This is a genomic window from Aeromicrobium sp. JP4 (assembly GCF_054957925.1).
The window spans coordinates 29,787-53,476 of the sequence record NZ_CM143290.1 but is presented as its reverse complement, the minus strand read 5'-3'; the positions used below and the strand labels follow the sequence as shown (position 1 = coordinate 53,476).

At 67.3% G+C, this 23,690-nt stretch carries 26 protein-coding genes and 4 tRNA genes; 15 read left to right on the top strand and 15 right to left on the bottom strand.

Annotated elements, in window-relative coordinates; all coding sequences use genetic code 11:
- Window position 1: 1 nt before the first annotated feature.
- The 4 genes from ACY1JX_RS00290 (at window position 2) to ACY1JX_RS00275 (ending at window position 4,399) form a co-directional block, all read left to right on the top strand.
- Window positions 2-769 (top strand): hypothetical protein, encoded by a 768-nt coding sequence (locus ACY1JX_RS00290; protein ID WP_462564793.1) that lies wholly within the window; start codon window positions 2-4, stop codon window positions 767-769.
- Between the two features lie 185 nt (window positions 770-954).
- The gene (locus tag ACY1JX_RS00285) at window positions 955-2,118 is read left to right on the top strand and encodes an ImmA/IrrE family metallo-endopeptidase (RefSeq protein WP_462564792.1); all 1,164 of its coding nucleotides are present in this window, start codon (window positions 955-957) and stop codon (window positions 2,116-2,118) included.
- A 56-nt stretch (window positions 2,119-2,174) separates the two neighbouring features.
- Window positions 2,175-2,630 (top strand): hypothetical protein, encoded by a 456-nt coding sequence (locus tag ACY1JX_RS00280; protein WP_462564791.1) that lies wholly within the window; start codon window positions 2,175-2,177, stop codon window positions 2,628-2,630.
- Window positions 2,627-4,399, top strand: a complete 1,773-nt coding sequence (locus ACY1JX_RS00275; protein WP_462564790.1) for a type IV secretory system conjugative DNA transfer family protein — start codon at window positions 2,627-2,629, stop codon at window positions 4,397-4,399. Before ACY1JX_RS00280 ends, ACY1JX_RS00275 begins: the two co-directional genes overlap by 4 nt.
- On the opposite strand, the gene ACY1JX_RS00270 is transcribed toward ACY1JX_RS00275, so the two are convergent.
- A complete protein-coding gene (locus ACY1JX_RS00270; RefSeq protein ID WP_462564789.1) occupies window positions 4,393-4,695 on the bottom strand; it encodes a hypothetical protein in 303 nt (100 codons plus the stop codon). The two genes, ACY1JX_RS00275 and ACY1JX_RS00270, sit on opposite strands and share 7 nt — an antisense overlap.
- 127 nt (window positions 4,696-4,822) lie before the next feature.
- Here ACY1JX_RS00270 and ACY1JX_RS00265 point away from each other — a divergent pair, with 127 nt between their 5' ends.
- From ACY1JX_RS00265 to ACY1JX_RS00245, 5 genes are all read left to right on the top strand, one after another.
- A complete protein-coding gene (locus ACY1JX_RS00265) occupies window positions 4,823-5,251 on the top strand; it encodes a single-stranded DNA-binding protein (protein WP_462564788.1) in 429 nt (142 codons plus the stop codon).
- Between the two features lie 15 nt (window positions 5,252-5,266).
- Window positions 5,267-5,830: a hypothetical protein gene (locus ACY1JX_RS00260; RefSeq protein WP_462564787.1), complete on the top strand. Its 564-nt coding sequence runs from the start codon at window positions 5,267-5,269 to the stop codon at window positions 5,828-5,830.
- A gap of 112 nt (window positions 5,831-5,942) precedes the next feature.
- Window positions 5,943-6,239, top strand: coding sequence for a hypothetical protein (locus tag ACY1JX_RS00255; protein WP_462564786.1), 297 nt, complete (start codon window positions 5,943-5,945; stop codon window positions 6,237-6,239).
- Complete coding sequence (locus tag ACY1JX_RS00250; protein ID WP_462564785.1) at window positions 6,239-7,540, top strand: hypothetical protein; 1,302 nt, start codon at window positions 6,239-6,241, stop codon at window positions 7,538-7,540. Before ACY1JX_RS00255 ends, ACY1JX_RS00250 begins: the two co-directional genes overlap by 1 nt.
- Before the next feature lie 127 nt (window positions 7,541-7,667).
- A complete protein-coding gene (locus ACY1JX_RS00245; RefSeq protein ID WP_462564784.1) occupies window positions 7,668-7,865 on the top strand; it encodes a helix-turn-helix domain-containing protein in 198 nt (65 codons plus the stop codon).
- 149 nt (window positions 7,866-8,014) lie between these two features.
- Here the strand turns inward: ACY1JX_RS00245 and ACY1JX_RS00240 are convergent.
- The 3 genes from ACY1JX_RS00240 to ACY1JX_RS00230 form a co-directional block, all read right to left on the bottom strand.
- Window positions 8,015-8,086 (bottom strand) — tRNA-Val (locus ACY1JX_RS00240).
- Between the two features lie 69 nt (window positions 8,087-8,155).
- Window positions 8,156-8,347, bottom strand: coding sequence for a hypothetical protein (locus ACY1JX_RS00235; protein ID WP_462564783.1), 192 nt, complete (start codon window positions 8,345-8,347; stop codon window positions 8,156-8,158).
- 45 nt (window positions 8,348-8,392) lie between these two features.
- The gene (locus ACY1JX_RS00230; RefSeq protein ID WP_462564782.1) at window positions 8,393-9,226 is read right to left on the bottom strand and encodes an aminotransferase class IV; all 834 of its coding nucleotides are present in this window, start codon (window positions 9,224-9,226) and stop codon (window positions 8,393-8,395) included.
- Window positions 9,227-9,307: 81 nt separating this feature from the next.
- Here ACY1JX_RS00230 and ACY1JX_RS00225 point away from each other — a divergent pair.
- The 3 genes from ACY1JX_RS00225 (at window position 9,308) to ACY1JX_RS00215 (ending at window position 9,570) form a co-directional block, all read left to right on the top strand.
- Window positions 9,308-9,379 (top strand) — tRNA-Gly (locus ACY1JX_RS00225).
- A gap of 28 nt (window positions 9,380-9,407) precedes the next feature.
- Window positions 9,408-9,478, top strand: a tRNA-Cys gene (locus ACY1JX_RS00220).
- 20 nt (window positions 9,479-9,498) lie between these two features.
- Window positions 9,499-9,570 (top strand) — tRNA-Val (locus tag ACY1JX_RS00215).
- 103 nt (window positions 9,571-9,673) lie between these two features.
- On the opposite strand, the gene ACY1JX_RS00210 is transcribed toward ACY1JX_RS00215, so the two are convergent.
- A complete protein-coding gene (locus tag ACY1JX_RS00210) occupies window positions 9,674-9,877 on the bottom strand; it encodes a helix-turn-helix domain-containing protein (RefSeq protein WP_462564781.1) in 204 nt (67 codons plus the stop codon).
- Between the two features lie 137 nt (window positions 9,878-10,014).
- On the opposite strand from ACY1JX_RS00210, the gene ACY1JX_RS00205 reads away from it, so the two are divergent.
- Window positions 10,015-11,085 carry a DUF4192 domain-containing protein gene (locus ACY1JX_RS00205; protein WP_462564780.1) on the top strand — a complete coding sequence of 357 codons (1,071 nt, stop codon included), beginning with the start codon at window positions 10,015-10,017 and terminating at the stop codon, window positions 11,083-11,085.
- Between the two features lie 298 nt (window positions 11,086-11,383).
- Entirely contained in the window at window positions 11,384-12,130 is a 747-nt protein-coding gene (locus tag ACY1JX_RS00200; protein ID WP_462564779.1) for a hypothetical protein, read from the top strand.
- Window positions 12,131-12,170: 40 nt separating this feature from the next.
- Here the strand turns inward: ACY1JX_RS00200 and ACY1JX_RS00195 are convergent, their stop codons facing one another.
- From ACY1JX_RS00195 to ACY1JX_RS00180, 4 genes are all read right to left on the bottom strand, one after another.
- Complete coding sequence (locus ACY1JX_RS00195) at window positions 12,171-13,478, bottom strand: hypothetical protein (protein WP_462564778.1); 1,308 nt, start codon at window positions 13,476-13,478, stop codon at window positions 12,171-12,173.
- On the bottom strand, window positions 13,478-13,774 hold the full coding sequence (locus ACY1JX_RS00190) for a hypothetical protein (protein ID WP_313404003.1): 297 nt from the start codon (window positions 13,772-13,774) through the stop codon (window positions 13,478-13,480). Before ACY1JX_RS00190 ends, ACY1JX_RS00195 begins: the two co-directional genes overlap by 1 nt.
- Before the next feature lie 107 nt (window positions 13,775-13,881).
- Complete coding sequence (locus ACY1JX_RS00185) at window positions 13,882-14,436, bottom strand: hypothetical protein (RefSeq protein WP_462564777.1); 555 nt, start codon at window positions 14,434-14,436, stop codon at window positions 13,882-13,884.
- 17 nt (window positions 14,437-14,453) lie between these two features.
- Window positions 14,454-14,870, bottom strand: a complete 417-nt coding sequence (locus ACY1JX_RS00180) for a single-stranded DNA-binding protein (protein WP_462564776.1) — start codon at window positions 14,868-14,870, stop codon at window positions 14,454-14,456.
- 175 nt (window positions 14,871-15,045) lie between these two features.
- Between ACY1JX_RS00180 and ACY1JX_RS00175 the strand changes: the two genes are divergently transcribed.
- Window positions 15,046-15,285: a hypothetical protein gene (locus ACY1JX_RS00175; RefSeq protein ID WP_462564775.1), complete on the top strand. Its 240-nt coding sequence runs from the start codon at window positions 15,046-15,048 to the stop codon at window positions 15,283-15,285.
- On the opposite strand, the gene ACY1JX_RS00170 is transcribed toward ACY1JX_RS00175, so the two are convergent.
- The 6 genes from ACY1JX_RS00170 to ACY1JX_RS00145 all read right to left on the bottom strand — a co-directional run bounded on the left by ACY1JX_RS00170 (window position 15,279) and on the right by ACY1JX_RS00145 (window position 23,663).
- Entirely contained in the window at window positions 15,279-17,051 is a 1,773-nt protein-coding gene (locus ACY1JX_RS00170) for a type IV secretory system conjugative DNA transfer family protein (RefSeq protein WP_462564774.1), read from the bottom strand. The two genes, ACY1JX_RS00175 and ACY1JX_RS00170, sit on opposite strands and share 7 nt — an antisense overlap.
- Window positions 17,048-17,557, bottom strand: coding sequence for a hypothetical protein (locus tag ACY1JX_RS00165; RefSeq protein ID WP_462564773.1), 510 nt, complete (start codon window positions 17,555-17,557; stop codon window positions 17,048-17,050). Before ACY1JX_RS00165 ends, ACY1JX_RS00170 begins: the two co-directional genes overlap by 4 nt.
- Window positions 17,554-18,588: an ArdC-like ssDNA-binding domain-containing protein gene (locus tag ACY1JX_RS00160; RefSeq protein ID WP_462564772.1), complete on the bottom strand. Its 1,035-nt coding sequence runs from the start codon at window positions 18,586-18,588 to the stop codon at window positions 17,554-17,556. Before ACY1JX_RS00160 ends, ACY1JX_RS00165 begins: the two co-directional genes overlap by 4 nt.
- 323 nt (window positions 18,589-18,911) lie before the next feature.
- A complete protein-coding gene (locus ACY1JX_RS00155) occupies window positions 18,912-21,485 on the bottom strand; it encodes an AAA family ATPase (RefSeq protein WP_462564771.1) in 2,574 nt (857 codons plus the stop codon).
- A gap of 298 nt (window positions 21,486-21,783) precedes the next feature.
- Window positions 21,784-22,947, bottom strand: coding sequence for an ATP-binding protein (locus ACY1JX_RS00150; protein ID WP_462564770.1), 1,164 nt, complete (start codon window positions 22,945-22,947; stop codon window positions 21,784-21,786).
- A 308-nt stretch (window positions 22,948-23,255) separates the two neighbouring features.
- Entirely contained in the window at window positions 23,256-23,663 is a 408-nt protein-coding gene (locus tag ACY1JX_RS00145; RefSeq protein WP_462564769.1) for a hypothetical protein, read from the bottom strand.
- Window positions 23,664-23,690 lie beyond the last annotated feature (27 nt).

Here is a 23,690-nt window from a genome sequence, read left to right as displayed (position 1 = left end):
CGTGACGGCTACGCAGATTTTCGTGTCCTTGACGGACGGCAGTGATCATCCGATCGGATCCTGCTGGAGCTTCAAGACGAAGAAGAACGACTTCTACCTCGAGCCAGTGGGCCAAGGAAAAGGCAACGTCCTTCACCTCTCACTTCATGGGCCATGGCCCGGCAAGCCGAATCATCGCTTTCACATCAAGATCAATGAGAACGAGGCAGCGAAGAAGCGCTCGGATGGACAACTCGTAGAACACGGGTTTCCAGCCGGCGGGCTCCCGCTCGCTGGGGTGAAGGTCGCGGACGATGCCTACCTCGTTTGCCGCCTCCGCTGGATGCCCACTCTCCAGCAACCGCAACACCTAGCCGCGGCATCCGCCGGAGTCGGTCTTCCTTCCCTTACCGCCGGCCGAGAGGGAAGGGCTCTAAATGCCGCCCTCGCGCCGGGGAGCGCTTGGGACCTCGACGTGGTCGTCTCGTTTTCCGAGCCGTACTGGCCAAGCGCCGAGCGAACGGCTGATGACAACGCGCGGCTCGGGCCACTTCAGAATGAAGCAGGCATGTACCTCACGGTCTCGTCGTTTCATCGGTCGCTCGAGGCGGAACCGGCGCCCGACGGGCTCGTGCCAGAAGCGCCGGATGATGACGAAACGCCGAACCTTCTCATGTGCGGCGGCCTGGATGAGCGTCCCGACGGCGATCAAGATCTGTACTGGTTTGTCGAGACAATCGTGCCGCGTGAGTTGCTGGAGCGCAGCTTCCCCCACCAGTTCGAGAACTGATAGACCGCTACGACACACGCAAGCACTGACGGCACGGAAATCCCTTCGTATTCACTCGGACGTTCGGAGCCTAATGCTCACGCGGCCTGACGGGCGCCCGCTGATAGTTCATCCAGACCGCCCGAGCACGCGGATCATGCGTCTTTCCGCATTTGCCCTGTTAGGCCGTGCCCGCAGAAGCGGCCGTGGATCTCGAACCGAGGGACGCTGCCGTCCAATTCCCGGTTTCGTCGACGGAGGTCGTAGTTCGCATCACACCTAGCGATCAGACACGATCGAAAGGGTGGGGGCCGATGCGTGCGAGTTCAAGGGATGCCGGCGCGCGGCAGGCGCGGCTCGAGTCGTTGCAGCAGCGGCTGGCCGAGTCGGTGGGCGCCCTGGTCACGAGCGAGGACTGGAAGCGGGCGCTGGAGTTCGCTGCGCGGTTTCGGGCGCGCTCGTTCAACAACACGATGCTGATCTGCGTTCAACACCATCGGGCGTTCGTCGACGGCCGGGTTCCTGAGCCGATGCCGACGTACGTGGCGGGGTTCAAGCAGTGGTCGACCTTGGATCGGCATGTGGACAAGGGTCAGTCGGGGTACTCGATCCTGGCTCCGGTCACCGCCCGGTTCGCGTCGGTGACACCGGGCGATGCTAGCTCGTGGCGGCGCCTCGCCCGGGGGGAACGGCCGTCGGCCGGCGAGGTGGCGCGTTCGAAGCTGGTGGGTCTTCGCCCGGCGTACGTGTGGGACGTGTCGCAGACCATCGGCGCACCGTTGCCGGAGCGGCCACGGCCGACCTTGTTGACGGGGCTGGCGCCGGCCGGGTTGTGGGACGGGTTGGCCGATCAGATCACGGCGCGGGGGTTCGGGTTGCGGCTGGTGTCGAACGCGGTCCCGATCGGCGGCGCGAACGGCCTGACGGACTACACGACGCGTGAGGTTTCGGTCCGTACGGACATGGATGACGCGGCGCAGGTCAAGACGCTCGCGCACGAGTTGGGGCACGTGGTGCTGCACGGCCCGGACAACGCCGACGCGGCCCTGCATCGCGGGATCGCGGAGGTCGAGGCTGAGTCGGTCGCACTGATGGTTGCCGCCGCCCACGGCCTGGACACCAGCGACTACACCGTCCCCTACGTGTCGTCGTGGGCGACGAGCGTCAACGGCAAGCCCCCGGTCGAGGTGGTCCAGTCGACTGCCGAGCGGGTCCGGACGGCCGCCGTGACGATCCTGGACCGGCTCGACACGAGCCAGGTCGGTGATGGGAACCCGCCCGGTCTGGATCGCGAAGCGCTCGCGGCGGCTCGGCCCGCACGCGGTGTCGAGACGGTGACCCGCCGGTCGGTAGAGGCGGCGGGACTGTGAACACCAGGTCGAAGCCCTTCTACCGACGCGGCGCAGCGCCGCCCCTGCAGGTGCCGGTGGTCCTGCCGCAGATCGACGTGACGATCGACGAGCACGGCCGCCTGGACGTGCGTCTGGATCGGGAGCCCTACTCGGCCGACATGGAACTGGGGCGCACCGACCTGCGGCGGGTCGTGGAGGACATCGCGCGAGACGTCGGCACCGTGGTTCGCGTGGACGTGCGGGAGGTCGACGGGTCGGTGTTCAGCGACTTCATCTCACCGCCGGCACCGGACGCAGCGCCCGCCGCCGTTGCTGCGCCGTCCGTGGCGGCACCTGTCGGCCGCGTCTGCGGGGCGGGGTTCGCGCCGGGCGAGCGGGTCGTGGTGGCGGCGGTCGTGGCCGAGTTGGTCGCCGACGGCACCGGAACGGCGAGTGTGCGGCTCCCGCCGGCGCTCCTGTCCAGCCATGGCGATCAGCTCATCGTCGTCAGCGCCGACACCGCCACGCCGGCGGATGCGGGTGCGGCGTGAACCCGCGCGTCGGGCGGGTGGACGATGATCTGGTCAACCTTGGCCTGATGGCGATCGCGGGCGTGGGCTTGGTCGCCGCGGTGTTGCGGCTGGCGGGAACCGTCGCCGCGTGGGTCACCGGCGCGTCGTATCCCGCGGCGGGATGGCGGGGCGGACTCGGTGTTCTGGCCGACCCGGCCGAGCCCGGCGCGGCGCTCGGGGCTGACGGGCTCAACGCGTGGGCGTACTGGCTGGTCGTGGTGCTCCTCACCGCGATGGTCGTGTGCTGTTCCGTGGTACTCGTGCTGCGGGTCGAGAGGTGGCGGCACCGCACTGCGGCCGATCCGACGCGGGTGGCCGGGATCGCGACCGCCGCCGAGGTGAAGTCGGCAGCGTCTCGTCGGGCGCTGCTGCGGCGCAGTCACGCCTTGCGGCCGTCGCTGGTCAAGGCTGAGCCGTCCGACGTCGGCTACTTGGTGGGTCGGTCGCGGGGCCGTCAGGTGTGGGCGTCGGTCGAGGACTCGATCCTGGTGCTCGGGCCACCGCGGTCCGGCAAGGGCCTGCATGTGGTGGTCAACGCGATCCTCGACGCTCCGGGTGCGGTGATCACGACCGCGACCCGTCCGGACAACCTCGCCGCCACCCTGACCGCCCGCCAAGAGCGGGGTCCCGTGGCGGTGTTCGACCCGCAACGCTTGGCCGACGGGCTGCCATCAGGCCTGCGGTGGTCGCCGGTGCGCGGGTGCGAGAACCCGTTGACGGCGATGATCCGCGCGACAGGGCTTGCCTCGGCCACCGGCCTGTCGACCGGCGGGGTGGAGTCCGGCGGGTTCTGGGAGGGCAAGACCCGCACGGCACTGCAGGCGCTCCTGCACGCGGCAGCCTTGGATGACCGCACGCCGCGCGAGCTGTTCACCTGGACGCTGTCACCGTCAGCCGCGGCCGACGCCGTGGCCATCCTGTCCAGCCACCCCGGTGCGGCCGCGGGCTGGGCGGACTCGCTGGAGTCGATGATCCACGCCGACCCTCGCACCCGCGACTCGATCTGGATGGGCGTTTCGCTGGCGTTGTCCTGCTTGGCCGACCCGCGCGTGCTGGACACCGTGACACCCGGCCCCGACGAGGAGTTCGACCCGGTCGACTTCCTCACCAGCAACGGCACCCTGTACCTGCTGGCCACCGGTGCCGGTGCTGGCGCGTCGTGGTCACTGGTCGCGGCGTTCATCGAGGACCTCGCCGAGACCGCCCGTCACCTCGCCGCGGCCTCGCCCGGAGCACGGTTGGATCCGCCGCTGCTGCTGGCGCTCGACGAGATCGGGAACCTTTCCCCGTTGCCGTCGCTGCCGGTGCTGATGGCCGAAGGTGGCGGCACCGGCATCACCACCATGCCGGTGCTGCAATCGCTGTCGCAGGCGCGCGACAAGTGGGGCGACCACGCCGCCGGCGCGATCTGGGACGCCGCGATCGTCAAGATCATCCTCGGCGGCACCTCATCGGCCTCGGACCTGCGTGACCTGTCCGCGCTCATAGGTGAGCGCGACGAACACACCGACGCGATCTCGGTCGGCGACTACGGGTCCCGCTCGGTGCAACGCTCGACCCGCCGTGTCCCGGTGATGCCGCCGGAGGTCATCCGCACTCTGCCGTTCGGGACCGCGCTCGTGCTGCTGCGTTCGGCTCCCCCGGTGGTCACCGATCTGCGGGCCTGGACCGCTCGCCGTGATGCGGCCGCGGTCCGTGACCAGCGCCTGCAGGTCGAGGCGGTCCTGCGCCGCGGGGCACCTCAGTAATCGTCCTCGGACGGATCATTCGGGCACGGTGAGCGTGGCACGTCGTTCGGGTCGACGTAGACCGGCACCAGCCGTCGCGAGTCGATCCAGTCCACGTGCAGTCCCAGCGTGGCCGCGACGGCGCCCGGGTCCTCGGTCACGAACACGACCTTGGCGTCCCAGCCGCCCCGGCGGCGGCGTCGCCAGCCGATCACCAGGCCACGTGCGGGCTGCAGGAACCGCTCGCGTCGCACCAGCACGACCCGGATCGACTTGTACGGCGGCCAGGAGTCCCGCCGTCCCGGATTCGCTCCCACGCCCTCAGGGTAGACCTTGATCGAACGTATGTTCCCATGGCTGCCGGGTCACGCGCCGGGCGTCCGCGGTGTCACACCTAGGAGGTGATGGCGAGGGACATCTCGCCCTGATCTGCAGGAGAGCACCATGACGATTCCGACCCAGGTGAGCCTGCACGGGTTCATCGCGACTGCACCGGATCTGAGCATCACCGGCACCGGCGCCGCCCGCTTCTACGCACGGATCGGGGTGGAACAGTTCCGCAAGGAGAGCGATGGCTCCTTCACCCGGCTCGACCCGGTGTACGCGGATCTGGTGATGTTCAACAAGACCGCCGAGCGCGCCTACGACCGATTCGCCGTCGGCGATCAGTTCGTCGCCTCGGGATACATCCACACCTACGAGCGTGAGCGTCTGGGCAGGTCCGAGACGGTCGAGCAGTTCGTCGCGCGCCGGATCGGTCACGACACCGCCCGCACCAGCTACACGGTCGAGCGGGACCCGCAGCGCCAACCCGACCCGCCTGCGGACCAGATGAGCGTGGCGAACGCGCCCGCGAACGCCATCGGCCTCTGACACCCGATGTCAACGATGAGCAGTCGATTCGGACGCACGACCCAAGGGCAGCTCCCATTCGCCGAGCCCGACGATCCGGACTCCGAAGCGGATCTGATGCCACCGTGGGAGGACCAGCCGTTGCGGCCGCTGAACTGGAACCTGCTGACCGCCGACGAGGCGAGGGCCGAGTGGCTCGACCTGAACGCGTGGGTGGACTGGCTGCGCGAGTCGTTCGGGCTGCCGCCGACGGTGGTCCCGCCGTTCTGGCACCGCCACGACGAACTCGTGTGGGAGCTGTCGGCGCTGCACCAGCATTGGCTCAACTCCTACCACCCGGATGCCTCCGCGTCGGCGCCTCACCAGTGGATGCGCGACTTCTACGACGCCCGCGAGCGGCTTCGCGAGTGGACGTCGACCTGCGGCACGAAACTCGACCGCGACCGGCCCACCCGCCACACCGCCTGGCCCGGCGAACCGGCGCACGTCACCTCCCTGGAGGTGGTGATCACGGACCGAGCCGCCGACTTCACTCAATTCATCATCGAGGACGTCGCGGCACGTCGCCGCATCGAAACCCACGTCGCCGCCTCCGCCTGACCACCGAAGCACCGGCCGGGGTGAACCCATCCACAGGCGTCGCGACCGGGCTCGCCCACGCCCCCGCGACCGGCGGACCGTGTCACATCCCCTCGCCCCGAAAGGAATCCTCATGCTCCTGGCTCACGCAATCACGCTGGCGCAGGCCCGGTCGGCCATCTCCGAGCTCGCCGACCGGGCCCACAACACCCCGGCCGCCGTCGAGTACGAACGCGTCCTGCTGCAGCTCGACTGGATCCACGCCGGAATCGCACCCGGCATCACCCCACCGGCGCAGACGGCCCGCGACGTCCTGTTCGGGATCGCCCAGACCGCCATCGACGACCTCGCCGCCTTCGGCATCGACCCGCTCGAACTCGAGCTCGTGCTCGACATGCTCGTGGTCGCCCGCGACCAGGACCGACCCTGATGTACGGGCCGAACAGCAGCGCCCTGCGGGCTGAACTGGCCGCCCTGCTGCGGCACCACCGGATCCAGCACCGCCTCGACGACGCCACTGCGGCCCCGGACGCGACCACGACGACCGACCGCCAAAACCACGGTCTGCGCATCCGCAGGTACCGCCAGTCGGTGCTGGTCTGGTGCCGTCAGGCCGTCACCGCGACCAGCCGCAGCCGCTTCCACGACGGCACCACCGCCGACCGCGACACCGCCGGTGAACTCGTCCACCGGCTCCGCCTGACCATCGCCGCGTCGACCGTCGGCCTGCCGACGCTGGACGAGCTCACCGAGCCGGTCGGGAACCCGCTCGTGGACACGTGGCGCAGAGCCGCCCGGGCGGCGAGCCTGGGCGAACACGACTTCGACAGCGGCGTCGACTTCGGCCACCTCACCGACGGGCAGTGCGTCACCGTGATCCAAGACGCCGCGACCGTGGTGCGGGCGCTGATCTCGCTGGATCGCAGATACCGACTCATCCCCTCGTGGGAGCCGCTGGCAGCGCCACACCGCCTCCTGCACGCGGCCGATGAATGCGCCCTATTACAGCTGGAACACGACCTCGACCACACGGTCGACCAGCAGGGGTGGCGGCCCCGCGGCCGCCCCACCCGAGGCACCTTGCCACCCGGTGTCGCAGGCGCCATCGAGGGAACCGGGAACGTCCTCATCGCACTGACGGAATTCCCGGCCGTGCACCACCTGAGGATCGTGATGGAATCCCAACGCATCATCTCGAACGCTGCAGCAGACGCGGTCGCCGCGCTCGACCCCGTCCGAGCCACCGCGTGGCGCACCCGCGCCCGGACGTTCCACACCTTGGTTGTCGCCACTCGCGACCTGGCCGGAGATCTGGGCGACGGACAGACCGCCGCCGGGCATGCCTCCGCTCTCGCGCACCACGCCCGCACCTTCGCCGCGGCACCGATCGTCGACGTCACACACGCGGATCGACTCGACCAGCTGTTCGCCGCGGTCGAGGGCCGCATCCGCCAGATCATCATCGACGGCGCCCGGCACAACCTCTACTTCGTCCGCGTCCCACTCCCCCAGATCGATCCGACCTCGTCCGGCCTCGTCAAACTCAGCCAGGAGGAGTTCGTCCCGCTGACGTCCCCCGTGCACGCCGCCCTCCTGACCACCGTCCGGCAGATCCTTCGCCGACCCACGAACCCGCACCCGCCCCGGCGCACGACCTCAGACCGGAGCCGACGCGAGATCTCCGACGCGCTCAACGCCGACCACCGCCGCCCCCGCGCGATCGGGCTCTGAGGACCGACCACGAGGAACACCTAGGAAGTGCGGACTCTCGCTGCCACGAATCGCCAAGTACGGCCATGGAACGACCGGAAGGACGGACGTGCGGGCAGATACCGCTCTCGACAAGAAGGAGTTTCTGATGTCCACCACACGCAATATCCCGACCTACATCAGTCTGGCCGAGGCCGCGACGATGTTGTCGATGTCACCGAAAACGATTCGACGGCGCATCAGCGACGGCACGATCCCGGCGTACAGATGCGGGGGTCGGCACATCCGCATCCGCTTGGAGGACGTCGAGTCCGTGATGCGCCGCGTCCCCAGCGTCGGCTGGTGAAGGTCACCGCGTCATGGCTGAGACGAAGCGCGGTGAGGGCTGCTTGAGTTACCAAGAGCGCCCTGTCCGAGCGAATCATTGGACACGTATTGGACACGCCACAAAAGAAAATTCCCCGGAATCACTGGGAGTCCGGGGAATTTCTCGGGTGGGCGATACTGGGTTCGAACCAGTGACCTCTTCGGTGTGAACGAAGCGCGCTACCACTGCGCCAATCGCCCGAGTGCGACGACCAGACTAACGCACACTCCCAGCGCGGCACGAATAGGGGTGGTCGTTCGCAGACGGGGTCAGGGTTGCAGGGTGTGCCCGCTAGCTCCGAGACGCTCCTCGATCGCTGCATCGAGCACCTCGCGCATGGCCACGAGAGCACGTAGCTTGTCCAGCTTGGAATCGGTGGTCGAAACCACAACTCGCTCGGCGTCCTCCAAGCAGGCAAGGAGCATGTCGGCGGATCCGGCAGAGCTGGTCGTCGAGGTCACGGAATCGACACTAGGGACGATCACCGACACCGACCCAGGGTGTCGTCACGGGTCGGTCGACTCGGCCTCCCGCGCGCGCCAGATCTCCTGTGCCCGTTGGGTGATCGGGCCGGGCGCGGGCAGCTCGCGGTCGTCGACGCGGCTGATCGCCTGGATGGTGCGCGTGGTCCCGACGAGGATCACCTCGTCGGCCTCGAACAGCACCTCCAGCGGCGCATCTCGCTCGACGACGTCCAGCTCGCCCGCGAGCCACTCGAGCGCCAGCGCCCGGGTGATGCCGGCCAGGCAGCCCGACTCCAGCGTCGGCGTGACCACCTGTCCGTCGAGCACGTACATGATGTTCGAGCCGGTGCCCTCGCACAGCTCGCCGCGGGTGTTCGCCATGACCGCCTCGGAGGCGCCGCGGGCCCGTGCGTACTCGACCATCTTGGCGTTCTCGGCGTACGAGGTCGTCTTGAGCCCGGCCAGGGCGCCGCGCTCATTGCGCGTCCACGGGACGGTCGCGATCGCGCTGACCGGCGGTGGACGGTCGGCCGGCTCCGTGACCACGACGTGCGTGAGCCCGGAGCTCCCCCGCGGCGACCCGAGCGGACCCTCACCCGAGGTCACGGTGATGCGGATTCGTCCGAACGGCAGCTCCTGGCCGGACATCGTCGCCGCGATCCCCTCGCGGACGGCCTCGACGTCGGGCCGGCCGATGCCGAGCCCCTCGGCCGACGTCACCAGCCGGTCCAGATGACGCGTCATCGCGAACGGCTCGCCGTCGATCACGGCGGCCGTCTCAAACACGCCGTCGCCGACGACGAGACCGTGATCGAGCACACTGAGCGCCCGATCGTGCGGAGATTCCAGCAGCTGACCGTTGACCCACGCCTTCATGCCCCGACCTTATGCCGACCCGGTTTGGTGCGCTCCGGACCCATCGGTTAATGTTTCTTGTCGGCCGGGAAATCGGTCGCTGCGGACATAGCTCAGTGGTAGAGCATCACCTTGCCAAGGTGAGGGTCGCGAGTTCGAATCTCGTTGTCCGCTCGGAGAGGGTCTCGGCAGACCCATCTGCGGTGGGTTGGCCGAGAGGCGAGGCAACGGACTGCAAATCCGTTTACACGGGTTCAAATCCCGTACCCACCTCTCGGAAAACTGAATATCAAGGGCGATTGGCGCAGCGGTAGCGCGCTTCCCTGACACGGAAGAGGTCACTGGTTCAAACCCAGTATCGCCCACACACGAAAACCCCTGAAATCTCAGTGATTTCAGGGGTTTTCATTTTGGCTCCGTGGGGCACACGTGGGGCAGGAACTGTCGCCGAGTGGCCCGTTTTGACCCTCACCAGTCGACTGCCGGGATGCGCCGAAGGGCTCCTTCGAGGTCCTCCAGGCGGATCCTGATGGGACGTCGGCCGCAGTGGTAGGCCGGGATCGTTCCGTCGCTGATCCGTCGCCGGATGGTCTTGGTCGAGACCGAGAGGATCTCTGCCGCTTCCTCCAAGCTCACGTACACCGGCAGCTTCTTGTTCTTCGTCGTCGCCATCGTCCATCTCCTTCGCTTCGCTGGTTCCTGTCTCGCGTGCCGGGACCGATCCCGTGACCCTGGTCACCTGCTGGCCCGCTCTGACTCCGCAAGTTCCTCACCTGTGAGGTGCGTCGCCGAGGTTCCACCCCTCCTGCGTGCGCCATCGCTGGCGCACCTGTTCGGCACCAGACATCCGTCTCGCGTTGAGCAGGAGGCCAACCATGAGGATCGCGGTACGTTCGCACGACGAACTGCTTGCGGCAGTGCCGCACCTCTTCGGGTTCACGCCCGAGGAGTCGCTGGTGCTGTATCCGTTCGAATCGGGGCTGCCGAGGGTGCGCGTCGACCTGCCGACGTCCCTCGCGGCGCGTGAGGCCGTGTGGGAGTCACTCGAGGTCCCGCTCGGACGCCATGCACGGTCGGGAGCCGTGGCCGCGATCATCTGTCTGACCGCAGATCGGGCTAAAGCTGAAGTTGCGAGCGAGGATCTCCGTGACCGCCTCAAGTCCGTGGGCGTGATGTCCCCGTTGCGGCTGTGGGCCAACGCCGACCGCTGGTGTGATCTCGACCGGGGCGAGACCGGTATGCGCACCGCGGCAGCTCGCACCCGTATTGACGCTCAGATGGTCGCCGGCGGTCACGCGCAACCCGTGGCGAGCCGCACGGCGCTGGCCGCTTCGCTCATCGGTGACCGCGAACCGGTCGCCCAGTTCGTGCCGACGGCACGAGCTGCGGCTGCAGCAAGCACTCCCCCCGCCGAGCGCACCTGGGCGCTCGGGCGCCTGCATCGGTTCCACGCGGACGGCAACAAGCTCGACGACTCAGACGCCGCACGGATGCTCCTGGCCGTGACGGCACTTCCGATTCGCGACGGCATGTGGGAGGACGTGACCCGCAAGACGGCCCAGTCGCACGTGGCGCTGTGGACGAACCTGACCCGGCGGGCGCCCGACGAGTTGCGAGCCGCGCCGGCGTCACTGCTGAGCTTCGCCAGCTGGCTCAGCGGCGACGGCGCCAAAGCATGGTGCGCCCTCGACCAAGTCCCGGACCCGCAGGGATACCCGATGGCCAGACTCATGACGGTCGCGTTGACCACTGGCGTGAACCCAGGCGAGTGGGAGGCCCAGACCGCAAGTCTGCACGACATCAACGACCTGGCCCGAGACCTGGCGCGCACGCTCCAAGCGCCTCAGTGCCCTCTCGACCGGCCAGCACCCGAGATGTGATCCGAATTGCCCATCGATCAGTCCTACCGCCGTCAGAGCCGCCACAGCACTCTCGAGCGCAGACTTGCCCGACTCGTCACCGCAAGGCCCCGACGGCGAGGACAAGCCCGGCCGGATCTAGTCGACGCCGACGCCCGCGTGATGGAGCACGAGCGAGAATGACAAGGCCCCGGACGATTATCCGCTCCCGACCCCCGGCTCAGCTGTGTCCGCTCGAGCGATTCAGTACGTGGAGCTTCGAGCTTCTGAGTGATCTACCGCCGGATAACGCGGAGCCTCCGGTCGATATGCTCGACCGGTGCGTCGCTTCCCCATTCTCTCGACGGCCGCCGCGGTTCTTGCCGGCGTGCTCGTCGCCTTGTCCCCTTCCCCTGCCTCCGCTTATGACGGCTACCCCGACGTCTGGGGGCTGACAGCGGCGGATCGCGTGATCAACAGTGACTCCTGTCGCTACGTCAAGGTCACCGCGCGCACCAACCTCACGGACGGTGACATCCTCAGCGTGGATACCGAGGTGTGGAGCCGCGGGAAGAACGTGGGGTCCGTCTCCCTGGACTATGCCGGCTCCGGCCGGTTGGCCGGCAGGTACTACCACTGCCCCTACCTCGACGGCATCGGAAAGTTCCGCCTCGGCCCGACGGAGATCTCGGTCTGGGACGAGGACTACAACGCTGACTCCTTCATGGACTACTCCCGCGGCCACTACGCCGCGAAGCAGGCATCGCGGATCACCGCGGTGACGGCGAGTCGCAATGGCAAGACCGTCACGGTGAAGGCCAAGCCCCAGTACTACGCCATCGGCTACGGATGGAACCCGATCACTACCGCTGGCCTGACGAAGGCAGCTCGACAGGACAAATACTTCAAGCTGCAGCGGCGCGCCGCCAACGGACGCGGGCCTTGGAAAACGGTGAAACCGGCGCGGGCGCCAAAGGGAAAAACGATCACCTTCAAGGCAAAAGCGAAGAAGAGGTTCCAGTATCGGATCACCTTCAAGGAAACCGTGTGGACGTTCCCGTCCAAGTCACGCACCGTCAGGAGATAGTCCGTCGCTACTCGGCGCACGATAGTTGTAGCAGGCGTGCTCAGCGACCGATCACGTCGTATCGCGGATCACCCGAATGTCCCAACGCCGTCCCGAGTTCGATTCGCGTCGCCGCCGTGGCCACCCGGCGGGCAGACACTGATCCCGATGAGTTCGGGAGTTTCCTTCGAAGCTCTGCAACAAGATCGTCACCCAGCGACGAATTCAAGGGAACGAGGGTCTCCTCACGCAGTTTCACCAGTCCCGCCTTCGTCACGCCAAGGACTGACAGCGGGACCCGCAGGAAGTAGATCTTCTCGTGCGCGGCTCGCCCGAACACGTCAGCGAGTCGGCCTTCGACCTGGACGAGCAGGTCGTCGAGCACGTGGGCATCCGCACCGTTCTGAAGATCCGCCCCAACTCGCTGGACGTGACGCGCCAAGACTGCGGCGTGGGATGCGGCGGTTCGCCCGTCGCCGAGATTTCCGGCGACGTCGCGCGTCCGGACTACCAAGCTCCGGAACGTCTGGGCTCGGTCACGCCAGACGGCAGCGAGTGATGGATCCGTGGGGGCGACGGCCGCCGCAGCAGCGGTGGACACGATGCGCTGGGACTCGAGCACGATCCGGAAGTTCCGGATGCTTGGGACCTTGTCCAGTGCGGCCAGCAAGTTCCGGGTTCCTTGGATGACGCCGGCGAGCCCGGGTGGCAGCGGACCGGGAATCAAGCGGGGCTGCGGTCGCCAGCCCTTCAAGTCCACCGAGTCGTCCAGGTCGTACGCGACGTTGAGCAGTGCACAGTCCTCCGCAGCGAGGAGAAGCCGGCCGGGTGAGGCGAGGAAGTCCCAGCCGGGGACGTTGCCGTACCGCTGGTCCAGCGACACCACCGCTCTCACGACGGTGGCGGCATCCTGAATGACGGTGGCGCACTGGGCGTCTGTCAGGTGGCCGTAGTCGATTCCGGCACCGAAGTCATGCTCGCCCAAGGTCGCTGCTCGGGCGGCCCGGCGCCACGTGTCGACCAATGCGTTCCCGACTGGATCGGCGACCTCGTCCAGGCTTGGTAGACCATCGCGTGATGCCTCGAGAGTGGAGCGGAGCCGGTGTCGGAACTCCTCGGCCACGTCTCGGTCATGATCGCGGATCCCTGAGGCCAGGGTGTCGCGGGTGGTGGCGGTGACGGCTTGGCGACACCAGACCAGCACCGACCGTCGGAAGCGGCGGATCTGCCGACCCATCGCGTCACGCTCGTCGACAGTGCTCGTCTCGGGTGCCATCCCGATCGGGCCACCCAGACGGTGCTGGATCCGGTGATGGCGCAGCAGGGCCGCGAGTTCCGTTCGCAGCGCATCGCTGTTCGGGCCGTACATCAGGACCGGTCGCTCTCTCGTGCCGCGAGGAGCATGTCGTGGACGAGCTCAAGTTCCAGCAGATCGACCCCGAAGCCACCCAGCGTCTCGATCGCGGTCTCGGCGATCCCGAACAGCACGTCGCGGGCCTCTTGGGGAGGCGGTGTGATGCCCGGGGCGATGCCGTGGTGGAGCCAGTCGAGCTGAAGCAGGACTCGTTCGTACTCGATCGACGCGGCCTCGGTGTGTGCCGCGTCCGCGAGCGCGGCGACGGCCGAACGCGCCTCGGCCAGGGCGAGGGCGTGGGCGAGAAACATGAGGACTCCTCAGATAGGTGCTGGCGCCACCGTGGGTGCCAGCAGGCCGGTGCGTCGACTACGGCCGATCCTGTGGACGGGCCGGCGTCCACGTCGTCGTCTGTGGATCAGGCGGTCGCGGCGTACTGGTCTTCGATCCGCTGTCGGGCTTCGACGTCCTCGATGACGAACTGGACGAAGTCGGCGGTTCGGTCTTCGATGACGGCCTCGAGCGAGGCCACCGCGGGAGGTTCGCCGGGCCAGGCGGTCTGGCGGGTGGGGCGGTCGCGGTCGAGCTTCGTGCCGCAGGTCGACACCCACTCGCGCAGCCGGTTGCGGGCATCGGCGAAGTCGCGCATCCACGCGCATGGCGCCGACGCGGAAGCATCCGGGTCGTAGGAGTTCAACCAGTGCGTGTGCAGAGCGGACAACTCCCACACCAGCTCGTCGTGACGGTGCCAGTAGGGCGGCACGACGGTCGGCGGCAGACCGAACGCGTGGCGCAGCCACTCGACCCAGGCATTCAGGTCGAGCCACTCGGCCTCAGCCTCATCGGAGGTCAGGACGTTCCAGTTCACCGGCCGCAACAGGCGGTCCTCTATCGGCACCCGGAAGTCCTCGGGTGCTCCGACGTCGTCGGGGTCCGTTCCGCGCAGGATGGACTGCTGCCAGGTGGTCGCCATCGCCGTCACCGCCGACCTCAAAGCCCAACCGCGGTCGCCGGCGAGTTGACGACGGACATCTGGTCGGTCGGCGGATCCGGTTGATGCGAAGGGCTCCGGTCGACGGCGTACAGCGTGCGGGCGCAATCGTGACCAACCCGTCGGGCCACGAACTGCTCGCGCTCCCCCGACCCGGTCTCGTACGCGTGGACGTAGCCCGACGCGACGAACTGGTCGCCCACCTTGAACCTGGCGTACGCGCGCTCGGCCGTCTTGTTGAACATCACCAAGTCCACGAAGATGGGATCGAGCCTGGTGAACGAGCCGTCGGTCTCCTTGCGGAACTGCTCGATGCCGGCTCGCGCGTGGAACCGCGCCACACCGTTGTCGGTCAGGTTCAGTTCCGGGGCAGTGGCGATGAAGCCGTGCAAACTCAACTGGGTGGGGATCGCCATGATCACTCCTGAGTCCGGGCGAGCCTTAGGTTTGACTCGCGTCTACTCCTCAGGTGTCAGCGACTCGCCGCCCCGATCGATGCGAACGCATGTTCGAAACGGTCTTACGCTGGGGCCTGTGGGCGCGAATCCGGGACGGCGAGACAGGTGGCCGCCCTATCGTTCGGTCCGGTTCGTGCTGGTAAGACGCCACCGGCACCTCGCCCCTGCACGCGGCCTCGTGATCGGCTGGCGCCGCGGTCGGTCAGGGTGGGACGCCAAGGTCGTCTACGTCACCGACGATCCCGGTGCCGTGCAGACCACGCTCGGTCTGCACGTCGACTGGATCCCCTCAGGCCGGCTCGTGCCGGTCGACGTGGACCCGAATGAGGCGCCTTCCCGCGCCGGTCGGGATCCGGCCGACGAGGACTACTGACCCTTGGGATGCCGCAGTGCCGTCTCCACTTGGGCTCGCTGCTCACGCAGGGTCACCGCGTCACGTCGCGCGGTCCAAGGTCGCAACTGAGTGACGACCGGCGGGGCGCTGCGCAAGAGCACCAGCGCCGTCCCGAATGGCAGCGTCCGGATGACCTCCGGCGGCAGGACCGGGACGCGACGGGTCGAGCGCTGCAGGGACCGGGAACCGTAGTCGCCGATCGAGACGGTGTCCGTCTTCTCGTCACGCTCACCGATCAGTGCCGACAGGTCCCGCAGGTCCGAAGCCGACGACGTGCCGCCCAGGATGACCTTGACGATCGAGGCGTCCCAAATCGCGCCGGCCGCGTGATCGCCCCACTTGTCGCGAGCTTGGGACAACGACTGCAGGACCGGCATCGTCGTGATGCCGGTTCCGCCTCCCTCGGCCATCAGCACCGGCAGTGACGGCAAGGGTGACAGGTTGCCGATCTCGTCCAACGCCAACAGCAGCGGTGGGTCCATTCGCGCACCCGGTGACGCGGCGGCCAGATGCCGAGCTGTCTCGACGAGGTCCTCGATGAACGCGGCGACCAACGACCACGAGGCCCCAGCTCCCGCTCCGGTCGCCAGCAGGTACAAAGTCCCGTTCGAGGTGAGGAACTCCACCGGGTCGAACTGCTCCCCCGGCCCCGGGGTGACGGCGTCCAGGACGCGTGGATCGGCCAGACACGACAGCGCCAGCGATACCCCCATCCAGATCGAGTCCCGGGTGCGGGGGTCAGAGTGGATCATCGACTCGAGCGAGTCGGCCCAGCCCGGCGCCGCGTCACTGTGGCCCGCCAGGATCGCGACCGCGTCGGCCGCGGCCGACGGCGACAGCGTCCACGTGAACAGCTCCCGCGGCGGGCGGTCGTCCAACGCCGCCGCGTGCAGCAGCGCCTGCAGCGCAGTGCGGGTCTTGCCCTCCCAAAACCCGCCGGACTCCACTCCCCCGGTCGACAAGCCCGTCGCCGACGCCAAACCGGTGGCACGGATCATCGCCGTCAACGGATCCTCACACCCCCGCACCGGAGACCACCGCAAGCCGGCGGACAGTCCGCCCGCAAGGCGTTGCGGGTCGAACACCGCCACCGGCCCCCGCGTCTCGCGGGCCGTGAGCGTCGCGGCAAGATTGTCCGGCCGAGTCGCCGTCGTGACCACCGCACCGGGCGCATCAAGGATCGCGTTGATCACCACATGCAGACCCTTGCCCGACCGGGGCGGCCCAAGAAGCAACATCGAGTCCTCCACCGACGCCCACACCTCACGACCGTGAGCCCGGCCCAGCAGGTAGCCGACATCGGACGCCACCGGCGAGTCCAGCGACGGCCGCAGGGTGCGACTGCGCGCCAGCAGTGCCCGGCGCGAGGCAACGGCCCTCACCTCGCTGCGCGTGGCCACCCCGACCACGCGGCGCGGGTCCCGCGAAGCCCGCTGCCGGACCACTCCCAGCCGCTGCCACACCACCACCGCACTGGCGACAACCACGGCCAGCATCGCCACCACCACCGACCAGTACGCCCACGCCGTCAGACCTTCAGCATCCAACGCCCGGCCCGGCGCGGCCGGGTCCGTCAGGACGCCGAGCCCGCCGTGCCACCCCGACCGGGGAGGGTCCACACCGCTGACCCATGAGGCGACCGTCCCGGCGAGGCGCAGCACCGCAGCCACTAGCCCCAGCACACCCAGGGCGAACAGCGCCAGATTCACCAGGTCGTCATCGACCGGCCGGCCACGCGGGTTCACGCCGCGCCCGTCGTTGCCGGAGGTGCCGGCTGGGAGATGAGCATCACCTCACGCGCAGCCGCCAGCGCCGGCGGCAGATGGAACCGAGCCGTGCCGGTGGCGTCGGCCGTCACACGCGCTACCACCACGACCACCGCGATCTCCTCCCCCGGCAGCAACCCGGTCCGGCACACCTCGCCGGCAGCGGCGCTGAGCTTCTGCGATCCCGGTTCGTCCTCGGGCGGCATCGCCGGTGCGTCCTCGAACGGTGGAGTGATGATGTCGGTGAACGTCGCCCCGTCGGACTCGCGCACGTCCACCCGCACCGCCGAATCCAACTCCACGGCGATTGCGGTGACGACTCGCTGCAAGTCGCCCCGCCCCAGGACTCCGGTCTCGCCGTACGGATCGCCGTCGACCCGCACCTCGATCCGGCCCTCCTCATCGACATCCACGTCAACCTGCGGAAACACGACCGGCACGCGCAGCGCCGGCCGCTCTTCCCGCCGGTACAGGTGCATGCTCATGGCCCGGCCACCTCCGCGACATCGCACGACACCGTCTCCACACTCCGACCCGCTGGGGCTTGGTTCAAACGTCGGCGGTCCAGACCGGGCGGAGTTCCGTCACCGATCTGTTGCGTGCTCAGACGGTCCAAGATGGTCAGGGCCGTCGTCCGGACCCGTTCGGCAGTCGACTGGACCACCTCGACCTGCGTCTTGCCTTCGACACTGCTCGCCCAACTCGACACATACGGGACCGTGTAGTCCTCGGTGTTCAACCCATGCGCGGCCGCGACCATCAACGCCACCGACTCCGCCTCTACCTCCGCGATGCCCCGATGCATTAGCGGGCCTCCGGCGTCCTGCCCGTGGAGCAGCACGTGGCCCAGTTCGTGCGCGAGCGTCTTCACCCGGGCGGCATCGTCCATGTCCGCTCGGATCGACACCTCGTGCGTCGTGTAGTTCGTCAGTCCGTTCGCGCCGCCGATCGCGGCAGCGTTCGACACCGACCGCACACCAAACCCGCACGCGATGACCTGATCGGCCAAGCCGTCCCACAATCCCGTCGGCGCCTCGCCCTGCAACACCACCGGCCGCTGCGGGTTCGGGAGCGGCACTCCGCTGGTCTGCGAGACGTCCCACACGTACGCCGGACGCACTCCCAGCATCCGCGACCGGACCACTTCGCCCGGCACCGGATGCTCCCCACGGGCCAGCCTGCGCCACGACGCTCGATCGTCCGGTGTGACAGAGGCGAACCGCCCAGTGACCGGCGCCAAGATCGCGTACCCCGTCTGGCCTTTGTCCACGTGCCGATCCAAGGATGCCCACTGCTTGAAGCCCGCGACGAAAGTCGGCGTCGGCTCGGGCACACGCCCCTCAGCGAACGCCGTCTGGTGCTGGACGTAGATCAGCACGGCGTTGCTGAACGACCGCGACCGGAAGCGCGCAGCGAACTCCAACGCCCGTTTCCAGTCTTGGGACGTCACTAGTTCGCCCACCGCGTCGATCAGACGCGCATGGAGCATCGCGAGCTTCTGGTCCTGCTCCTGCAATGACCTCGTCGTTTTCCTCATCCGCGCTATCGCCTTCCCGCCGGCTTCTCGACTTGAAGGTGTTTCAAGGCGGCCAGCGGCCGGCGTACGGCACTCGCGGCTGACGCAGGTTTGCGGCGGCTCCCAGCTTGCTGCTCCACTCTCCGGATCGACGCGGGCTCGAGGCGGTGTGCGTCAACGGCCCACCACGACTGTCGCAGGTCGCGATATCGGCGCGTGCCCCGTCCATCCAAGAGGACCAACGACCTTGACATTCGCCACCGGACGGTTAGGGCATCGGCGGCGAATTCGGGCTGCCGTTGCGACGCCGCTCTCCGGACTCCTTACTGCTGCTGGTAGCCCCGAATACGCTTGTGCCACGACTTGAGGCGCTCGTACTCTGCGAGCAGCTCGGCTGGCTCGGGTGGAACATAATTGGTCTCTTCGGACTTGTCGTGCCGCAGCGCCCACTTCGACGTCTTCCCGTAACCATCTTGGTACTCATCGTTGTCGACCTCGGTGATCTTGGAGAGCATCCGCACCATCTGCGGTCGTACCTCAGATTTGTTCCTGTCATACACGCGATTGATGATCTCGCTCGTCACCGTGCGCTCCCACGTCTCGGACAGCTGTCCAGCCACGTCGTTGACACGCTTCTCGTACTCGTCATCCTCGAGGCCCTGACGGTCCTTGGTGAGTCTGGCGATCTCATTCTGGATCGTGTTCAGGCGCTGATTCGTGTCCTGTGCTTTCCACGGGAGGCCAGTTCCCACATGCCCCGGCACCTTGCCCCGGCGCTGGATCGTTTGGGCGGTTATTTGTACGTGCGAGGAACCGGCAGATTTCAGGAGATCGGTCAAGAACGCGACATCGTGCGTGAAGACGATGACCTGCCGGGACTCCGCAAGTTGAGTGAGCCGCTCCGCTACCTTGTCGCGCCGGACGTGATCCAACGAGGTCACGGGGTCGTCGAACACGACGGCGGACTTGGAGGCGTCAAACTCGGCTTCCGTGAAGAACCCCGCGAGGCCGAGCACGGTTTGTTCACCTTCGCTCAGCACGGCACGAGCCGTTCCGTCCCTGTGTTGAACCCCGACGAGTGCTGGAATCTGCCGCATCTGGCCTTTCTGCCCACCGAGGTCCCTAAGCGTGACCTTGTCTAGGTTCATCCGGGCCGTTTCCCGAGTGAAGTGGTCCCGGATCTTCTCCGTGGCGTAGGTTGCCGTGAGTGCAGTCGCCTTCCGCGTGATCGCCTTGGTGTCAGTCGCAGACTGTGCGTCCGACAGGTTGGCAAGTTCCTGGCGACGGACGACTTCCGCCTTGAGACCGGCCTTGTTCTCGCTGAGTGTTCGGGAATTTGCCAGCGTGTCGCGGCGCAGTTTTTCGGATGCTAGTGCCGCTTCGAACCCCGCAACGTCCGTGGCCTGTGCCCTGGCGACCAGCGAGTTGGTCAACTCTCCGAGGCGAGTTGCGATGGAAGTCCCGGCGATCGCTTCGATGGCGGGTCCACCAGCGGTGAAGTGTGCCAGCGCATTGTCTCGACGCTTCTCAAGTGCGCTGAGTCTCTGTTGGACGTCAGCTGCCAACGATTCCTCGTGGTGGAGGACAGCTCCCAGTCCGACAGTTGTCGCTTGGGTCGCGAAATCCAACGAGCGGAGTTGGTCCACCGCAAGGGCATAGGCGCGCTCGGCCGACGCGGCGTCACTTTCAGTGGTCTCGCTCATAAAGAGGGCGAATCGCGTGAAACGGTCTCTCGCGTCATCCGCAAGAAGCTGCTGACAGAGCACGCAGCGCGCGCCACTGCCGGTCTCGGGAAACTTATGCGAGTGGTCCGGCATCGAGACCGCATAGTCCCGGGCAGCGCGCCACAAAGTACGCCACGCGTCCGATCCGACCCCAGCCAACGGCTCGTCGTCGAAAGAGGTTATAGCGGCGACCATTGCCGCTGAGCGCTTGGACTCAGCCTCGGCTTTGAGTTTGCCGACGACGGCGAAGCGCTCCGAATTTACGGCGGCCTCAAGCTCTTCGACTCTCGCCACGAGTGCCTTGATTTCGCCGGCGTCAGCCTCCAATCGCCGACGCTCTTCGGCCGCGTCGCTCGATTCCAAGCGGGCGACCTCCTGGATCGCTTTGCCAAGACGTTCAGCATCCTCAGACGTGAAGGTGCAGGCGTCCTCAATCTGCTCGTCTGTCGTGCTCGCCGTCAACTCAGCGTAGAAGCGACCCGCCGGGGTGTTCGGAGACAGCAGAAGTTCCAAGCACCTTGTTTCTGCTCCGGCGATACGTCGCTGAAGTTCTTCGCGCACTTTGCCACAAACAGCGATGAGCCCGTCCAGCAGCGTGAGAGCGGACGGCCGGTAGGTGACACTAGATTCGCGGCTCAGGTACTGATCACCGCAGTGCTCGTCGTAGAACCGCACACGCTGGAGATCGTGCACCGGTGGGTCAGCCGGGAACTTCTCTGAGTATGGCTGCCCGTACACCGAGTAGTCCAGGTCGGCGCTCGGAGCTGGGGCGCCGTCTTGGTAAACATCCGGCAGCACTAGAGAGGCATGCCGGGCGCTCACCATTGCCTTGATGATGCGAGCGTAGCCCGACTTACCACTTCCGTTGTTGCCGTAAATGAGCGTGATGCCGTCAGGTGAGAACTCCAAGATCTGGTCCGGCGCGAGTGCGTTGACGCCTTTCACATTGCAGATCTGCCTAAGCCCGACCTGCTTGCGTTCGGACGTTCCGAGCGTCAGGCTGTGGGCGATTGCGCTCGAAGCGGCCGTGTCCGGCCTGAGCAGCCGTTCGGCCAGCTCGGTGATGGCCAGCGGGTCGTCGTAGGTTTCGCCTCGCGACAACGCAACGAGCACGTCCTGTTGCCACGTAGGCCTCGTCGATGCCCAAGAACGGATGTCCTGCTCGATACTCACTAAAATCGTCCCCCTCCGCGGCTGCACAACCGTGAGCGATTCACACTCCCATCTCGGCACAGCGCGGCTCGCGATTGGGACAACAGTCAATCACTGGCGACCGACAGATATTCGGTGTTTCACAGATCCTCAATGTCATTTGCGAGCGCGAGCATCCGCCCTTGGGCCCTTAGACGAATGCGGAGCAGAGAGGCACGAGATAGAGAGGTGCCTGCTAGAGGATGCGAAGCACGGACCTTCAGACTGCCCAAAGTGCAGCAGGCACCCCATTGCCGCGCAAAGATCGCGCGCAACCAAGTCAGCCTCGCGCACGGTCGCCTGTCTCGAATAGACGAAGCTCGGCTGGGTGCAGTTGATGCTGAACGACGAAGGAGCGGTGCTTGATCCGCCAGAGTCCTTGACCCGTGCCGAACGTCGGCAGCAGTGTTTGCTCGGTGCCAGTCAGCCCGAGTGCCGCGGCAGTTGAGCCGAGCTGGTCAGACTCCTGCCGGTAGATGATGCGCGTCTCAGCGTTCGACAGCAGCGAGGACGCGAGGGCGCGCATCGCGGATCCTTGGTCGCCGACGTTATCGAGGTCGGAGAGCTTGTGAAAGATCAGCATGTTCGCGATGCCGTAATGGCGCGCGAGGCGCCAGTGCGCGTCCATCCGGCGCAGCAGGGCCGGGTGGGCCATCAGTCGCCAGGCTTCGTCGTAGACCACCCAACGTTGCCCGCCATGCGGATCCAACAGCGCGGACTCCATCCATGCGGAAGCGCAGGTCATGAGCGCCGAGATCAACGTGGCGTTCTCCGTGACACGCGACAGGTCAAGCGACACCATCGGCAAGGTCGGATCGAACCGTACGGTCGACGGCCCGTCGAACATCCCAGCGAGGTCGCCAGCGACGAGGCGGCGAAGGGCGTGCCCGGCGATGCGTCCATCCTCTGCCAGCCGGTTGTCGCGCTCTCCGGGATCCAGCAACCTGTCAACGACCAGGGGCAGGACAGGTACGTCAGACGAGTGGACGGCGTCCTGGAGGGCGATGTCGATGGCGGTGTGTTCGAGTGGTGTGAGGCGGCGGTCGAGGACGGTCTCGGCCAAGGCGCCGAGCAGGTCCCGACGGCGGGCGGTGACTTGTGCGGTCCATTGAGCATCGTCGAGTCCGGCGGGACGGTGTCCAGCGTCGAGCGGGTTCAGCCGGTTGATCATGCCGTGCCCGAGGGCGATGGCTTTGCCGCCGACTGCCTCGGCGACAGCGGTGTGTTCACCCTTGGGGTCCCCGGGAACGTAGACACGGCGGCCGAACGGGATGGATCGGGAGTACAGGCTCTTGGCGAGCGATGACTTACCGGCTCCGACGATGCCGGCGATGACGACGTTGGGGGCGGTGATGACGCCTTGGGCGTAGAGGACCCACGGGTCGTATACGAAGGAACTGCCCGAGTAGAGGTCCTGGCCGACGAACACGCCGTCGGATCCCATGCCGCCCTCGGCGAGGAACGGGTATGCGCCCGCGAGGGTGGCGGATGTGTCCTGATGGCGGGGCAGTCGTAGACGACCGGGCGTCCGGAGTGCCTCGGGTCTCCTCTCCCCTGCTCGGGGGAGCGTCTCGGTTGCCCGACGCTCGTCTCGTAGTTGGTCGGCCTTCGCCTTTGCTGTCGTTCGCTGGTTCGTGCGGTCTTGAGCAAGAAGGTCCTTCGCCGAGGCCTTTCGTTCGCGGCGTGCGCGTCGGCGTTCGCGTCGTGGAGTGACCAGGACAGCGCTGTGCAGGCGGGCCCGCCGCCAGCCGTTCACAGGCCGAACCCTGGCCGCGACGCTACCTCGGTGGGCAATGAAGGGACCGCCGGGGTCGGCGGCTTGTAGATGATCTGGCTTTCGGTTTCGTGGGCGCGGTCGATGCATCCTGCGACGTGGGACATGATCTCGCCGGCGCGGTGCAGCTCCCAGGACACCTCGTGCCGGAGACCAACCTGTGAACGGCCGTGCAGCCGGTCATGGTCGGGCGCGTCGTGGGTCCGAGCGATCTGGTGCAGTGTCTGCCCCAGCGCCGCCACGGCGGCCGAGAGGCTCCCCAGCAGTTGGTAGATCTGACGGGGGTCCTCCATCGCAGCGGTCTGATGCGCGAGCGCACGCAGCGCCTCGTAGGCCTCCTCGGCGTCGGCGACCGGATCATGAAACGTGGGCATCTGAACCTCCAAGGACGTGGTGTGACCGAACAGGTGCCG

Excerpts from the sequence above, each read along its gene's own strand:
- ACY1JX_RS00255 (WP_462564786.1), top strand. The coding sequence starts at position 5,943 with ATGCTCCTGGCTCACGCAATCACGCTGGCGCAGGCCCGGTCGGCCATC.
- ACY1JX_RS00260 (WP_462564787.1), top strand. The coding sequence starts at position 5,267 with ATGAGCAGTCGATTCGGACGCACGACCCAAGGGCAGCTCCCATTCGCC.
- ACY1JX_RS00150 (WP_462564770.1), bottom strand. The coding sequence starts at position 22,947 with ATGGGATCCGACGGCGTGTTCGTCGGCCAGGACCTCTACTCGGGCAGT.
- ACY1JX_RS00210 (WP_462564781.1), bottom strand. The coding sequence starts at position 9,877 with ATGGCGACGACGAAGAACAAGAAGCTGCCGGTGTACGTGAGCTTGGAG.
- ACY1JX_RS00180 (WP_462564776.1), bottom strand. The coding sequence starts at position 14,870 with ATGGCGATCCCCACCCAGTTGAGTTTGCACGGCTTCATCGCCACTGCC.
- ACY1JX_RS00245 (WP_462564784.1), top strand. The coding sequence starts at position 7,668 with ATGTCCACCACACGCAATATCCCGACCTACATCAGTCTGGCCGAGGCC.
- ACY1JX_RS00230 (WP_462564782.1), bottom strand. The coding sequence starts at position 9,226 with ATGAAGGCGTGGGTCAACGGTCAGCTGCTGGAATCTCCGCACGATCGG.
- ACY1JX_RS00165 (WP_462564773.1), bottom strand. The coding sequence starts at position 17,557 with ATGAGCATGCACCTGTACCGGCGGGAAGAGCGGCCGGCGCTGCGCGTG.
- ACY1JX_RS00195 (WP_462564778.1), bottom strand. The coding sequence starts at position 13,478 with ATGTACGGCCCGAACAGCGATGCGCTGCGAACGGAACTCGCGGCCCTG.
- ACY1JX_RS00250 (WP_462564785.1), top strand. The coding sequence starts at position 6,239 with ATGTACGGGCCGAACAGCAGCGCCCTGCGGGCTGAACTGGCCGCCCTG.
- ACY1JX_RS00265 (WP_462564788.1), top strand. The coding sequence starts at position 4,823 with ATGACGATTCCGACCCAGGTGAGCCTGCACGGGTTCATCGCGACTGCA.
- ACY1JX_RS00185 (WP_462564777.1), bottom strand. The coding sequence starts at position 14,436 with ATGGCGACCACCTGGCAGCAGTCCATCCTGCGCGGAACGGACCCCGAC.
- ACY1JX_RS00190 (WP_313404003.1), bottom strand. The coding sequence starts at position 13,774 with ATGTTTCTCGCCCACGCCCTCGCCCTGGCCGAGGCGCGTTCGGCCGTC.